Genomic DNA, 14,438 nt, shown 5'->3' on the forward strand with positions numbered 1-14,438 from the left:
AGCCCCATGTTAGACTACTTTTCTGAGCCATTCGAGTACTTGGTCTATTTTTTCTTTGGTTGTATCTCTGCCCAAACTAAATCGAATCGCACCCATACCAATATATTCTGGTACTTCCATCTCTTTTAAAACGGAAGACAATTCAACATTGCCTGCATGACAAGCAGAGCCAGTTGAAGCTGCAAGGCTAGGAATAGCGTCTAAGATATCCTGGCCTATTTTATTGGTGAAACTAACATTGAGGGTATTCGGTAGACGATGTTCTGTATGCCCATTTAATACAACCTTTTGCGGAAATGTATCGTTCAATTGCTCCCAGAAATAGTTTGTCAAATCTTTCATTTGGTGATAATCCGATCTATTTTTGGCAATTTCACATGCCTTACCTAACCCGACAGCTAACAACGTATTTTCAGTACCTGCACGCAGGCCGAATTCATGCCCAGCACCATGCACTTGTGGTTCCAACTCGATTCCGTTCCTAATGTATAATGCTCCTATTCCTTTTGGTGCATAAATTTTATGACCTGCAAGGCTTAACATATCAACGTTTTCCTCATTTACATCGAGTGGAATCTTACCTGCAGATTGCGAAGCATCTGTATGAAAGGTAATACCATGCCTGTTTGCTATACTGGCAATCTCTTTAATTGGCTGGATCGTCCCTACTTCGTTATTTGAATGCATGATGGAGATTAAAATGGTATCATCCGTCAAAGCTTCCTCCACGTCGGCTGGATCCACCCTGCCATATTGATCAACTCCAACGTATGTGACCTTTGCACCTAATTGTTCAAGGAATTTACAAGGATTTAAAATAGCCGGATGTTCTACAGTAGATGTAACAATATGGTTACCCTTGACACGATTCTTAAAGTAATATCCTTTTAATGCTAGGTTATTAGATTCACTTCCGCCACTTGTAAAAATAATTTCGTTTGGAGAACAAGAAATCAACGCTGCGACTTGTTCTCTTGCTCTCTGCAGCAACGCTTTTACTGGTTTTCCAGCCCAATGTAACGCTGAAGGATTACCATAATAATCCTTTAACAATGGTTGCATTGCCTCCACCACTTCAGGAGCAATGGGCGTACTGGCATTGTAATCAAGATAAATTTGGTTCAACTCTTTCACTCCCAATGTGTTTCTTTATTGAATAAACATTACTAACAAAATTATATATCAAATACAACATTTTTCAAAAAAGTAAGCGTGGATATTTTTAGCTATGCTGTCGCTCCCCGAAATTTTAGTTTTTTGGCGAATATCAGATAATACTAGAGGATTAATCTGTAATTTACTGAAATAAGGTTGACTTTTTGTGGATTAAGCTATATATTTTTCTCTAAAGAAACTTTTTTTCTCTTATAAAAATATAGCCATAATAATTTTTTTACATAAAAAGTTTCCTTGAAGAAAAATTAGTTCGTCTACGAAAATTAAGAGAGAATATGAAGACTATGTAAAAAAGGAGTATAGTCAACGATGATAAAACATTTGAAAAGATCTTTACCCTGGAGCAGCAAAATAAGTTTACTAACTTTAGGATTAGCTATTGTGTTTTCGATTTTTTCTACCGTTTTTATTGATGGAGCGACTCTATTTTTTAGTTTAGTCATTGTTTTTAGCTTTATCCTGATTGGGATAATTGCTGACACGGTTGGAATGGCTGCGGCTACAGCAAACGAATCATATTTTCATGCTATGGCCTCAAAAAAAATATCAGGAGCAAAGGAAGCCGCATATATTTCCAAAAACGCTCCTGTCTTCTCGAGTTTCTTTAATGATGTAGTAGGAGACATTTCGGGGATTATAAGTGGTTCTGCTTCAACTGCAGTCGTTTTTCAAATGGTAAAACTATTACAATCAGAAGAAGGGTCATTTCTATTCTTCTTTATAACGGTGCTATTAACTAGTATAGTGGCTGCGTTAACGGTAGGTGGAAAAGCTGTGTGTAAATCAATAGCGATCTATCAGTCATCTAATATTATCTTGTATACTGGGAAATGCTTATACTTTATCATGCGAATTTATTATTTGTTTTCTACTAAAAAAATTAAAAGGAAAAAATTCTATTAAACTTCAATAGAAAAGCATGAATAAATTTTCACATAGGAGAGCAGCTTTAGATAGATTAATATTCTACAAACTTATTATCGAAAAAAGAGCAGAAAACATGTTAAAATCCTCTGCTCTTTTATTTCATATTATTTTACTTCGGAAGTAGGCGGAAACTCTCTCTACCCCTAAAACAATGGCAAATATAATAAGAATAATGGTTAATGCTTCCTTGAATCGAAATAGTTGCATAGATGTTTGCAACTCAACACCTATTCCACCTGCACCTACTAAACCTAAGATGATTGCAGACCGAACTGATTGTTCTAATGAAAATAAGCATGTAGCAATAAAAGACGGAAGTGTTGCCGGGAGAATAGCGCCAGTAACAATAGCAAGTTTAGATGCTCCGCTAACCTTTAATGAATCCATTGGCCCCGAATCAATTTCTTCAATCCTTTCTGCAAAAAAGCGACCACAAAAACCGATAACATCAACAGTTATTGCAAATATACCAGGTGCTGGACCAAGACCGATTGTTACCACAAAGATTAAACCCCAAACTAGATCTGGAATTGCTCTTAGAAAAGAGATAATCCCTCTAGCTATGAAATACACACTTTTATGTGGTGTCGTATTTCGTGCAGCTAAGACCCCTAACGGAACACTAAGTAATGCACCAAATATTGTTCCTATCAATGCAATTTCAAAGGTTTCAAATGAAGCTATAAGAATATTGGTGATTCTACTAAAATCCGGTGGAAAAGCTTGAGTAATAAAATCACCAAGCCGCCAAATTCCATCCGTAAGACGGGTAATGGTCAATTCACTTCTTTGTAAGCCATGAACAAGTAATGTAGCTACAAGTACTAAAATTATTGTTGTTGAAAAAGAAGTTTTTTTCCAACGGCCTGGCATCTTATTAACAAGTTCTCTATTCATGATATCAACACCAATCAGACAATGATTTCCTCTAGAGGATTACTATAAATCAAATCAAGATTTTCTTTAGAAACATTACTAGTAAGCTTATCCATTTCTATCTGCCCTTTTTTTAATCCTATAATTCTATCAAAATAATTTCTGGCAAAATCTAATTGATGTAAAATAGAGATTACTGTTAAGCTTTCTTCCCTGGAAATAGTACTTAGAAGTTCAATCACTTCAAGGCCTGATTTAGGGTCTAAACTAGCTACTGGTTCATCAGCGATAATCATTTTAGGCTTTTGCATAAGCATTTTAGCTATTGCTACCCTTTGCTGTTGCCCTCCTGATAAGTGATCAACGCGTTTCTTTGCATGATCTGCCAGTCCAACTCTATCTAGATGAAACATAACAAGCTCCCTATCTTCTTTACTTGCCGTCAATGGGAACCATGAAAGCGGGTTCGCTTTTCTACCCATCGTACCAAATAGAACATTATGGAATACTGATAAATTTTGTATCAAATTAAAATTTTGAAAAACAAAACCAATGTTCTTTCTAAGCTCTCTTAAATTCTTTTTGTTCATATTACTTATTTCAACTTGTCCAAATGAAATGCTGCCAGAGGTAATCTCTTCTAATCCAACCAGACACTTAATTAATGTTGATTTACCCGCACCGTTCGGACCGATAATAGCAATACTTTGTCCTTCCTTAGCCGTAAAGCTAATATCTCTTAAAGCGTAATGGCCATCCGAAAACCTCTTACATAGATTCTCTGTTTTAAAATTCATTGTTTTCCCCCATTGGATAGAAAATAATTAATCACCAACAAATTCAGTTAAATCAGTGACACCAATAGCTTCATACGCTCCACGAACATAGTCATATTGTTCATCTTTTGCTTCAACTAATTCTGTTCCTTCATATTTATCATTAGCTTTTACAGAAAGGATGCTATCAATAATAGTCTGTTCGTTTTCTAATACAGAATGACGAATGTCAGCAATTTCGTCTTCAGTTAATGTGTTTGTATTCGCAATAAAAATGTCATTTGGAAGGATCGGCCCTTCTTTAATAACTTTAAAATCTTCTTTTGATATGTTGTCATTAGATTCAATGAAATGCTCCAAATCGATTGGATTTCCACCCCATGCAGCAACATCTCCATTGTAAAATGCTTGGCGATCTGCATCTCCTAACATAACTGTCTCAATGTTTTTTCCATTTTGAAGTCCAGCATCAAAAAGTATCTTAGATGGTCCGATATGACCGCTTGTAGAGCCAATGTCAGACATTGCTATTTTCTTACCTTCCAATTCACTTAGGCTATTAATGCCACTATCTGCAAGAACTGCAATCTCAGAGCGATAACCCGGACGAGAGATTCCAATTAATGGAGTTGAATTTGTAATTTCTTTAATAATCACATATTCAGCAGGACCAGTTAAAACAAGGTCAACTTGATCTGATTTTAAAGCACTAACAGCTGCTGTACGGTCAGAAACTGGAAATAACTTAACTTCTCGGTCTAAAGCTTCGCTTAACGCTTCCTGAAAAGGCCCAAAATCTCTTTTTAATTCTTCTAAACCTTTTAAATCCGTCACTGTAAAACGAATAGCATCATTTTTTGCAGAAGATGTTTGACTACAACCAGCAACAATACATAATATAGCAAGCAACATTACAAATTTCCTAAACATAAGTTAACCTCTCCTTTAGTTAATTTAATGTAAATACATAAGTTTAATCGGAATTGAATTTTGAAACCTCTATGTTGTTAACTTCCCTGCTAATTACTGCTATTCTTAGTAGTACCAATTTTCTATTACTGCTTACTACTACCATAACTTTTTACTGTTAAATCACTGTGAATATAATGTAAATTCTCCTCCTTTTTCTCAAAATTATTAGAAATGGAATAATTCCATTTCCCATCAACCATAGCTCTAATAACTATTGGTGGATTAACTTGAACGTCACGATTAACTATTAATAAATCTGCTGCTTTCCCTCTCTCTAGTGATCCAAGGGTATGATCTATACCAACTGCTTTTGCAGGATTTAAACTTGCAAATGCAACTGCTTGAGGTAATGGAATTCCTTCATCAGCTAGAATGAAGATAGCCGAAAGTAAAGAAAATGGGTAATAATCAGAACAAATGATATTTGTCCAGCCATTTGTCAACGCTTCTCGAGCTGAAAGATTTTTTTCATGAGAGAAACCTTTTAGAACATTAGGCCCGCCTACAACACCGTCTATATCAACCTCTCTAAGTGAACTAGCAGCCTCTTCATTTAATGGAAATTCACAAATTTGGATTCCTTTTTCTACATTTGTCCTTACTTTATCTGATGTATCATCATCATGAGAAGCTACCGGAATTCGATATTGTTTTGCTGTTCTTATTAACTTTAATTCAGCTTCTGGATCAACAGCATCACGTTTCGCCCGCTGTTTTTCAATGTATTGATCTAAATCTTCACCAGAAATCTGATGAGTTTTTTCAACATAATACTTGTACTCATCCAACGTCCTATATTTTCCATACTGAGGAGTATGGTCCATGATGGAAAGTAAACTTACCCACCCTTTTTTTATTAATTCTGTAATTGTATCTAAACCAAGATGATTCACTAATTCATAGCGAAGATGGAGATGGTGTCTTAATAAGGTATTAGGGCTACTACTTAGTCTGTTAATCTCCTTTGCAATTTCATAACCATTTTCATTAGACCTTATACCGGCTTCTCCGGTAAAAGAAACACCATGATACATACTGGTAATACCTGATGACAATAGCTGTGGCTGTATAACACGAAGAGCAAAGTCAACTGGAAAAAGCACTTTCTTGCGCGGTTGAATGATCTTTTCTAGTGCATCTCCGTGTAAATCTACTAAACCAGGAATAATATAACTGCCTTTTGCATCATAGACTTCCATATCCTTTTCTATAGCAGGTTGAACTGTTACTAATTCTTCTTCTTTTAAAATCTCTGATATTTTACCGTCAATGACAATGAGACCTCCCACAAAGCTTTCTTTAGGTGTGACAATCATCCCATTTTTGATCCATATTTTGCTCAAGATAATTCCTCCTACTTTATTAACTTTGTATTTTTTTAAGTTGTTCCACAAAGAAAAGATGTTTTATTCGTCCTGCTACAAAAATTATAACCATAGAAAATTCCTATGGTACAATAAGAAAAAGCTATGATTGTTATTGGAAAAACTAATATTAAAAGTTGTTAAATCCCACGTAAAGTGAGTGTTAATAAAATGATAGAACCATTGAAGGTATTTGTAGTTGTGGTAGAATTAGAAAGTTTTTCTAAAGCCGCTGAACAATTGTATTTAACCCAACCTAGTGTCAGTCAACAGGTTAGAAATTTGGAGAAAGATATGGGTGTACAGTTATTAGACCGTACTCCGAAATATGTTAAGATTACAGAGGCTGGACAAATTGTCTATAAAAGGGCAAAAAACATGATTGCTTTATACGAAGAAGCGAAAGAAGAAATTCGGAAGCTAAATAACGAAATTGGAGGTATTCTACGGATTGGTGCAGGACTTTCTATTGGTGAATCGATATTGCCAAGGATGTTATCCTCTTACACTAAAGACTATCCTTTAGTTGATATTAAAACGACAATAGAAAATAATGATTCTATTATTAAAAAACTTCGTGCTGGTGATATAGATATTGGATTAATTAGTGAGGATGTAAGATCATCCGATTTAATAACTAATAAGCTAATGGATGACGAATTAGTTATTATTACTCCTACTAACCACCCTTTTTCAAAACACGAATTCATACAAAATAATCAGCTAGTAGATCAGACATGGATTCTGCGGGAAAGAGGCTCTGGTACACGTGCCTATGTTGACCAATTGTTTGCTGAATTAGGATTGACGTTAAAGCGATCATTCATTTTTAACAGCAGTCAAGCACTAAAAGAAGCTGTTTCGACCGACTTAGGAATTTCAATTGTGTCTAAGTTTATTATTAAAAAAGATATAGAATCGGGTTATCTAAATATGACAAGATTACAAAATCGCAAGCTATCTAGAAGCTTTTATATAGTTAGTCTAAAAAAGCAGAAAAAAACACAAGCACTTCAAGCATTTGAAAATGAACTACACACGTTAAGGATGTACTAAAGACCAATTTGAAGTTTAATAGCTAATAAATAGATATAGGTTAAACAAATTGTCAAAGTCATATCATTTCACCTGTTTCGACATCACGCATGGTGAGACCATAATCACTCATTCGTGAACTTGAAATACTTCCATACCAGTGTATTTAGATCTCCTGTTAAAAACTCTGGCCAAAAAAATATAGCGCAACCCCATTCTTCTAAGATTGCGCCCTGATTGAGGAAGATCAATTAGTCTAACTCTATTATAGACGACTTCCTCATTATGATTTTTCAATAATTGATATTTGTTTTCTGAAATGGTTATCTTGCATCAGTTCTAAAACAGTATGAGGTATACTATCCAGACAAATAATAACAATATCATTCGCATGCATACCAGCTTTCAATCTTTTATTTGGAAAACTATTTATCAAGTATTCATTTCCATTCGTATCTACAAATGAAGTTATCAAAATGTAATGTTAGAAGAATGGCCTAAACGTGGTAATACAGAATTCGGTGAAGGAACATGGTGTAGGATAGCATGAAAACGTGCCGATTACTTTTCATTTATACTTTCATTTTATTATAAAGGAATAAAAATCTATCGCACCATCACCCTGATATGTGAAACATAATGCATTAACACCACTTTTAATATGAATAGGTGCTGTAGCAATATGCCATTCTTCTCCTGCATTAATAGAAATTCTTGCAATCTTTTCACCACCAAGAATTGTGCTTACCTGAAGTTCTCCATTTCCTTGTCCTCTAACTTTCACTGATATTTGAGTAACATCCACACACTCAAAATACTTAAACCCAGCAATTGCACCGTCTGTCATGTTTGTAATATATTGATTAGGGTTATCTTCTCTATCCTCACCTTCTTGAGTGAAGTAAGGATGTATATCATCAATTTCAACACCAACGTTATAATGAACTGCACCAAACCTACTTATGAGATTACAGGCTATATATGCAAAATATTCACCTTTCCCAATTAAAGGTTTTCCATTTAGTCCACAACTCGTCATTTCAACTTGCTTAATGCTTCCATCAGATTCAATGTGAATTTCTTCCGCGCACCCCTGTCGTGAGAATGGATGCCTATTCGTTTGCCTATGATAAAATACATACCATTGACCATTTATTTCAACAATACTACCATGATTCGTACCTGTATAATTCAGTCGTTCCTTGGCAGTTCTTCCATTGAAGTAGATATCACCATTAGATATAATGGTGCCTCTATATTGAAAGCCTTCTGCTGGACTTTTGGATGTTGCATAACATAATTCATGCTTATTAATAGAAGAATAAATAAAATAGTAGGTATCTCCAATCTTTCGCATGGAAGGTGCTTCAAAAAACTCATGTCCCTCAAAACTTGTACCCGCTCCATGTAGCTTATCAGGAAAAATATACTTAGGGCCTTCCTTTACAGTAAGCATATCCTCTTCCAACTCGATTACCATCCCCCCTTTAATAGTTTGTTCTTTAACACCAAATTTTTCCCATGGAAAACTCACTGGACAAAACCCTGAGTATAAATATACTTTATTATTATCATCTACAAATACAGCTGGATCGTACTGAAATCCATCTTCCTTTCGCGCACCAAGTAATGTTCCATCGTGATATTGTACATGCCCATAAAATTCATACTTACCTGCTGGCGAATCAGAAACAGCAACTGAAATAACTCCAAGAAAATCAAATGCATAGTACAAATAATATCTGTCGTCCATTCCTTTTTGTACATCTGGTGCAAAAAGTTTATATCCTTTTTGCCACATGGGATCCTGTGTTTTTTTATAAATGACACCTTCATTTCTCCATTTACTTAAATTGTTCACTGAAGCTGACCAGCATACGTAATCATTCTCACAAAACATCGTTCCATTAAATTTATCATGACTACCAAAGACGTACACTCTATCTCCAAATACATAAGGCTCACCATCAGGTACATATTCATAATTTGGTAAATAGGGGTTAAATGCTTGATTTTCCATAGTAACCTCCATTAGGAATAACTTTTTTAAAAGTAGCGTTATCTGAAAAATAATCTTATCTTAAATCGGGTTTGAATTCACCTGTTACTGTCTGATGTCCTTTGTTTTTGTCATACTGTTCTTCTCTTTCTAGTTCAAATCGGTTCATAATCGGAAGGTCATTTACCGAAAATAGATAGGCATCTTCCGCAGATATGTGCTCATACCATGCCCAGCTTGGAACGACAAAGTAGTCACCCGCTTTCCAATCGAAGCGTATGCCATTAATAATGGTATACCCATGCCCTTTATACGCATGATAAATGGTTGAATGTGTATGACGAAGTGCTTTTGTGTTGAATCCTTTAGGTAGAAATTGCATACGTGAACCCATTGTTGGATTTGCTGATTGACCAGTAGTTGGGTTCATATAATCCACCGCAAAACCATGGTTTGGGTCTGGTTCGAATTCCTTTAACCCTTCAATTCCAGCGACCGTTCGATCCCATTTATAGTTTGCTAGTGGTGCAACATCGAATTTTTCATCTCCCACAGGACGTACCATTCCTCCTCTGTATCGCTTTTCAGAGAAATTATCCGGAACATTTGGCTGTTGAAGTCCCGCCTCATACGGCTCAAAAAACGTACCACCAATGTTATAAATGGTTGGAATATCAAGTGCATCCATCCAAATCATTCTATTTTCCCCAAGATGGCCATGCCCATGCCATAAGTTTTTAGGAGTTGTTAGAAAATCTCCTTCCTCCATAAAAATTCGCTCACCCTGCACAATGGTATAAGCACCTTCTCCCTCCGTCACAAAACGAATGGCACTCTGTGTATGACGATGGGAAGGAGCTTGTTCACCAGGTAAGAGAAGTTGAACGGCAGCATATAATGTTTGCGTTGTTGAAACATGGCCCCATGGCTGACGATAGATAAGACCAGGGTTTTGAAAATAGATCGCTCGACGTTCACCTCCACGTTCAGGCGTAAATATTTCCGCTGCTTCCATTAGTTTCTTTTCTAATAATTCTTTAGACCATAAATAGGCTTGTGCGTGTGTTTTTGGCGTTTTATTCATTACTTCTGGAATAGCTTCCCATAATGGGCCTAGGTTGTACTGTTGAATATCGTTCGTAAAGTCTTTCACATCTTGATCTTGAAGATAACTTGCCTTCTCCGCCATGGAAACATCTCCTTTATTTTGATGTTGTATCCTTGAATTTGGATAGGTTTCGCTGAATCTGATGATAGTGTCCTTCCATATGATCCACTAAAAAATGTTCTATCAAAAATGAAATAGGCTTATCCCCGAATTTTTTATAGTTTCGGTGTGGGTTCTCTTCTAGTAATCGTTCGTCACTAACTTGGGATAAACGGTTTATTATTTCTTGTTTCAATCCTTTTATTTTTGGTATCACTTCTGCCACCTTTAATTCATCAGGTGAATTTACTGCAGCTAAACGTTCATCATGCTGCAACCCCCGCCCCCATTCGAATCCAGGCCTTTCTAAAATCGCATCCAATTCTGATAGCCAAAAGAAGGTAGATTCATTAATATGGCTTAAGATTTGCAAAATAGACCATTCTTCAGTAGATGGATTCCAACGGATCTCTTCTTCTGATATAGTTTCAATGGTTTCTACTATTTTTTCAAGTGAACTAGTAATGGATTTAATATACATTTCTACTTTTGAGTCTGCCATTTATGATTCCACTCCTTTCTGTAACACAACTTTATTTTCTAGAGTGCCAACTCCATTTACTGTGATATTGACGACATCGCCGTCTTTTAAAAAAACTTGTGGATCACGTGCAGCTCCGACTCCACCTGGCGTACCTGTGAGAACAACATCGCCTGGTTCAAGTTTCATTAACTTAGATAAAAACGCCACCAGCTTTTGTACTGTAAAAACTAGATTCTTTGTATTAGAGTGTTGGCGTTCTTCTCCATTTACTGTAAGGACAACTTCTAGTCCAGAAGGATCTGTCAATTCATCAGAAGTTACGATCCACGGTCCCATTGGTGCACTTCCTTCCACTGCTTTTCCTTGTAACCATTGCAAGGTTCGACGTTGAATATCACGGTAGGTCACATCATTAACAATCGTGTATCCAGCGACGTACTCTAATGCCTCTTGCTCCGAAACATTCCATGCTTGTTTCCCTACAATAAAAGCAAATTCAGCTTCATAATCTAACTGTTCGGATATTGGATAATATGGTATATCATCTTCTGGACCAATAATGGTGTTTGGAAATTTAGCAAATAGAACTGGATTAGTTGGTAATTCCCTCCCCATTTCCAAGATGTGTTCGCGATAATTATGACCGACACAAACCATTTTTTCTGGAGAATTTAATGGTGCTTCTATTTTAATTGCATCTTTGTTATATACAAGTTTATGCGGAAATGAATTTGCATGTTTCAAGGCATATTCTACTGCATGCTTTGCTAAATCCATACTTTCTTTCCCACCCTGTAAGAACGTTTTCATTTCCGATGGTATAAAAGCTTCTGCAATTTCTTTATAGCGATATTTCCCTTCACTTTGTAGTTGTGCTTGATACGCAAAGTTTAAATCAATAACTTTATTGCCATCTGTTATTGCTCCAAGTCTTGAGTAACCATCTACGGTATACGTAATCAGTTTCATTTTATCTCCTCTTTTCCTATATTTTTTTCTCTTTCATCTTTTTTAAAAAGAACTCCTTCTAATTCCACTATTATGATAATATATTATATTATATTATATATAAAATTATACGCTGGAACATTCCTGATTGTCAATGTTATAATTGATAAAATATCGTATGACGTTCATTCATTTACAATTTTAAATTCATTATTCTTTATTCACCGTAAGGAGAATTGCAATGGCAAACAAAAAAAGTAAAGATACAATTCAATCACTAAAAATAGGATTCTCGATTATTGATGCATTAATGGAAGAGAAGAGACCGTTGAAAATTACCGAAATTCAAGAGAAGACAAACGTAACTAAGAGTAATTTATATAAATATATCAATACCCTATTACTAGATGATTTAATTTTTCGAGATGAACATAGTGGACTCTATTATTTAGGATCAAAATTAATTCAATATGGAATGACAGCAATTGGTAATCAAGATATTTTCGCCATGATTACACCTTACTTACATTCGATTAGTGAATACACAAATAATTCGACAATTTTTGCAGTGCCTACATTCAACGGACCTGTAATTGCAAATATGACAAGATCCAATCAAATACTAAATATAGGTGCTGAGATAGGAACATTATTACCTCCGAACTCTTCTGCTGGTAAAATTTTTTATGTGTTTGGGGATAGTCAAAAAACAAAGCATTGGAGAGAAAGTGATGATCCTTCTATCATAAGCGATGAAAATGAAATACAACTTATACATAAGGAAAAAATTGCATTTGCAAAAGAACCTTTGATCCCATCAGTGTCATCCGTTTCTATTCCTGTATTAAACTATGCAAACGAGTTAATTGGAATTTTAACGGTGGTCGGGTTTTCATCTTTCGTTCCAGAAACGGTGGAAGATTCTCTCAGTAAATATCTACAAAAAATACAAAATGAAATTTCTATGAGCGACTATAACTAAGCAGATGACTTAACTTATATAGCACTATACTTGAATGGGAGGAAAATATTTTAACTAAAGAAAAATCCGAACAATAATTTGAAATTTTAATCAGAATTCAAACATGTTCGGATTTTTCCTTTTTTAGTTATGTTTTTATCTTGCAACAGTCAATACGACCCTCTTGTATGAGGTTAAAGGATTATCACCATTATCCCAAGCTTCGAGAATAAAGTGTAATGTTTGTCCATCGGCAGCATCCGTTGGTACAGTAAATTGACTCGTTATCTCGATTTCGTCTCTTGTCATCTCAGCAATTTGGAGTGAACTTGGAGAAGGAACGTTAAAGGGATAAGTGTATTTCGGCTTAGTGTTTTGGCTCTCCCCTATGGAAATTAGTTCTACCTCTCCTGGATAAGTACCTGCTTCCTTGTATTGCCACCAACGACCTGTGAGATGATCACCATCTGGATCCTTAACAACTCCTTTTAAAGTTATCGTTTGCCCGGGGCGGACGATGTTGCTCTCTAAATCAACTACATTTACTATAGGTTGGTGATTAGCATCTTCATATTTAGATGTAACCGTCCACTTAAGTCTTGCTGCAAAGTCTCGTTGAGCAGCTCCGAACCAACATGAAGAAGAATAATCTTTAGAAGCAACACCATCAGGGTCCACATCTTTACCATTTCGGCCTCCCCAGCCACCATAGCTCGCATCTACATGACCATCAAGCCCGTTGTCCAAAAGGTTCATGAACATCGATGTATCTCCCTCAGATATCCAAGAACCAGGCTCTTCAACATTTCCATACCATGGTGAATAACCGAGTTCCTTAAGTTGTTCTACAGTCACTCCACTAAAACCGAAGAAATCAGTAATATCATTATTATGCATTTGTTTTCCATCACCCCAGACCACATAAAACTCTCCAAATGGACCGACCTTGGAAACATTCTCTCTCGTCCATGCAGCTGAAAGGTAATGGCGATCTTCCTTAAGAACAACTTGACGTGCGAAATACCCCCAAATGGTTGTTGCCATTTGACGAAATTCTATACCTGGCCAATTGGGAAAAATATAGTTTTCATAAACACCATCTTGATCACCGAAAGACTGGATAATAACCTTCTTAGAAACTTTATGATAAATTCGCTTCCATTGTTCTGTATGCTTGAATTCTTCTTCTATACATTTAAGTGCTCTTCCAATTGTTGATTGACCTGTACCCGTTAACAAATATAGCGGACCCGGCTTATCATCTAGAATCAATTTCTTGATGAGATTCGACCCTGGACTATCTTTGGAAATATTTCCTGGGAAATCTATGTTTCCCTCATAAATACGAGATCGTAACGCATCGGGGGCGGGGTAACCTTCTGCGTGAACCGAAAGATTTGGATAAACTTCAGCATAAATATCAACCGCTTCCTCTATAAAACGTGAACCTTCATCCCATCGCCAACTGCTAATGGGGCCTAAATCAAAATTAGAATGTTCAGATTCCCCATGAAATAATGTCCCCTTCCCATCACCTTTCCAATGAAACATACTACTAGAGTAGATTAGTCCCTCTGTTTCAAACTGATTACTGTATAGTAAATATCGAACTATAGTATTTTGATCATCAAGCTCTGGGTCATGCATAACTACGGTACGAAGCTTTTTATCTCTGACCATATTAATACCTCCATCCACAAGTTGACTTTTTTG

General features: G+C 35.9%; 13 protein-coding genes. 3 read left to right on the forward strand and 10 right to left on the reverse strand.

Translation table 11 applies throughout. The annotated features are described in order from the left end of the window. Nucleotides 1-9: 9 nt before the first annotated feature. Nucleotides 10-1,125, reverse strand: a complete 1,116-nt coding sequence (locus GHD00_RS01270; RefSeq protein WP_163536274.1) for a cysteine desulfurase family protein — start codon at nucleotides 1,123-1,125, stop codon at nucleotides 10-12. A gap of 360 nt (nucleotides 1,126-1,485) precedes the next feature. Here GHD00_RS01270 and GHD00_RS01275 point away from each other — a divergent pair, with 360 nt between their 5' ends. Continuing rightward, nucleotides 1,486-2,079: a hypothetical protein gene (locus GHD00_RS01275; protein ID WP_163536275.1), complete on the forward strand. Its 594-nt coding sequence runs from the start codon at nucleotides 1,486-1,488 to the stop codon at nucleotides 2,077-2,079. 123 nt (nucleotides 2,080-2,202) lie between these two features. On the opposite strand, the gene phnE is transcribed toward GHD00_RS01275, so the two are convergent. The 4 genes from phnE to GHD00_RS01295 form a co-directional block, all read right to left on the reverse strand. Continuing rightward, complete coding sequence (phnE, locus tag GHD00_RS01280) at nucleotides 2,203-3,000, reverse strand: phosphonate ABC transporter, permease protein PhnE (protein WP_240468556.1); 798 nt, start codon at nucleotides 2,998-3,000, stop codon at nucleotides 2,203-2,205. A 14-nt stretch (nucleotides 3,001-3,014) separates the two neighbouring features. After that, the gene (phnC, locus tag GHD00_RS01285) at nucleotides 3,015-3,776 is read right to left on the reverse strand and encodes a phosphonate ABC transporter ATP-binding protein (protein WP_163536276.1); all 762 of its coding nucleotides are present in this window, start codon (nucleotides 3,774-3,776) and stop codon (nucleotides 3,015-3,017) included. Nucleotides 3,777-3,803: 27 nt separating this feature from the next. Then, nucleotides 3,804-4,685, reverse strand: a complete 882-nt coding sequence (phnD, locus tag GHD00_RS01290; protein ID WP_163536277.1) for a phosphate/phosphite/phosphonate ABC transporter substrate-binding protein — start codon at nucleotides 4,683-4,685, stop codon at nucleotides 3,804-3,806. A gap of 125 nt (nucleotides 4,686-4,810) precedes the next feature. Then, nucleotides 4,811-6,070 carry an alpha-D-ribose 1-methylphosphonate 5-triphosphate diphosphatase gene (locus GHD00_RS01295; RefSeq protein WP_163536278.1) on the reverse strand — a complete coding sequence of 420 codons (1,260 nt, stop codon included), beginning with the start codon at nucleotides 6,068-6,070 and terminating at the stop codon, nucleotides 4,811-4,813. A 192-nt stretch (nucleotides 6,071-6,262) separates the two neighbouring features. On the opposite strand from GHD00_RS01295, the gene GHD00_RS01300 reads away from it, so the two are divergent. Next, nucleotides 6,263-7,147, forward strand: coding sequence for a LysR family transcriptional regulator (locus GHD00_RS01300; RefSeq protein ID WP_163536279.1), 885 nt, complete (start codon nucleotides 6,263-6,265; stop codon nucleotides 7,145-7,147). A gap of 559 nt (nucleotides 7,148-7,706) precedes the next feature. Here the strand turns inward: GHD00_RS01300 and GHD00_RS01305 are convergent. From GHD00_RS01305 to GHD00_RS01320, 4 genes are read right to left on the reverse strand one after another with little or no spacing between them, the layout of a single operon-like run. Next, nucleotides 7,707-9,146 carry a family 43 glycosylhydrolase gene (locus GHD00_RS01305; protein WP_163536280.1) on the reverse strand — a complete coding sequence of 480 codons (1,440 nt, stop codon included), beginning with the start codon at nucleotides 9,144-9,146 and terminating at the stop codon, nucleotides 7,707-7,709. Between the two features lie 55 nt (nucleotides 9,147-9,201). Beyond that, nucleotides 9,202-10,314, reverse strand: coding sequence for a cupin domain-containing protein (locus GHD00_RS01310; protein ID WP_163536281.1), 1,113 nt, complete (start codon nucleotides 10,312-10,314; stop codon nucleotides 9,202-9,204). 13 nt (nucleotides 10,315-10,327) lie between these two features. Next, the gene (locus tag GHD00_RS01315; protein ID WP_163536282.1) at nucleotides 10,328-10,834 is read right to left on the reverse strand and encodes a DinB family protein; all 507 of its coding nucleotides are present in this window, start codon (nucleotides 10,832-10,834) and stop codon (nucleotides 10,328-10,330) included. Continuing rightward, the gene (locus GHD00_RS01320; protein ID WP_163536283.1) at nucleotides 10,835-11,785 is read right to left on the reverse strand and encodes a fumarylacetoacetate hydrolase family protein; all 951 of its coding nucleotides are present in this window, start codon (nucleotides 11,783-11,785) and stop codon (nucleotides 10,835-10,837) included. Nucleotides 11,786-12,005: 220 nt separating this feature from the next. Between GHD00_RS01320 and GHD00_RS01325 the strand changes: the two genes are divergently transcribed. After that, nucleotides 12,006-12,746 (forward strand): IclR family transcriptional regulator, encoded by a 741-nt coding sequence (locus GHD00_RS01325; protein ID WP_163536284.1) that lies wholly within the window; start codon nucleotides 12,006-12,008, stop codon nucleotides 12,744-12,746. 135 nt (nucleotides 12,747-12,881) lie between these two features. Here GHD00_RS01325 and GHD00_RS01330 read toward each other — a convergent pair whose 3' ends face one another. Next, nucleotides 12,882-14,405, reverse strand: a complete 1,524-nt coding sequence (locus GHD00_RS01330) for a DUF1593 domain-containing protein (RefSeq protein ID WP_163536285.1) — start codon at nucleotides 14,403-14,405, stop codon at nucleotides 12,882-12,884. Nucleotides 14,406-14,438: the final 33 nt, after the last annotated feature.

Source organism: Gracilibacillus sp. YIM 98692 (assembly GCF_010993965.1).
Taxonomy (GTDB): Bacteria; Bacillota; Bacilli; order Bacillales; family Amphibacillaceae; genus Gracilibacillus.